This window comes from Sphingomonas sp. CCH9-F2, from assembly GCF_001556735.1.
GTDB lineage: Bacteria > Pseudomonadota > Alphaproteobacteria > Sphingomonadales > Sphingomonadaceae > Sphingomonas > Sphingomonas ginsenosidimutans.
Map to the genome: position 1 here is coordinate 1 of NZ_LSJO01000305.1, position 366 is coordinate 366.

General features: G+C 59.0%; 1 protein-coding gene. It reads left to right on the top strand.

What is annotated here, in order from left to right:
- A partial coding sequence (locus AX685_RS08965) for an efflux RND transporter permease subunit (RefSeq protein ID WP_197418541.1) occupies positions 1 to 366 on the top strand: 366 nt, incomplete at both ends.

The window sequence follows — 366 nt, forward strand, 5'->3', positions numbered from 1 at the left end:
TCATGCCGCAGCTCGACGAGAAGGACATAACCGTCACCAACTTCCGCGTGCCATCGGCGTCGATCGATCAGTCGACACAGATGCAGCTTCAGATCGAGAATGCATTGAAGACGCTGCCGGAGGTGGCGCTGGTCTTCTCTAAGAACGGCAACGCCGATCTCGGCACCGATCCGATGCCGCCCAATGCGTCGGATACCTATGTGATTCCAAAGCCAGAGGACGAGTGGCCGGCGGAGGTTAAGAGCAAGGAGGACATCCTTCGCCGCATCGAGGAGCGGATGAAACCGCTGATCGGCAACCGAACAGAGATTCAGCAACCGATCCAGATGCGCTTCAACGAGCTGATCGCCGGCGTTCGCGCCGACG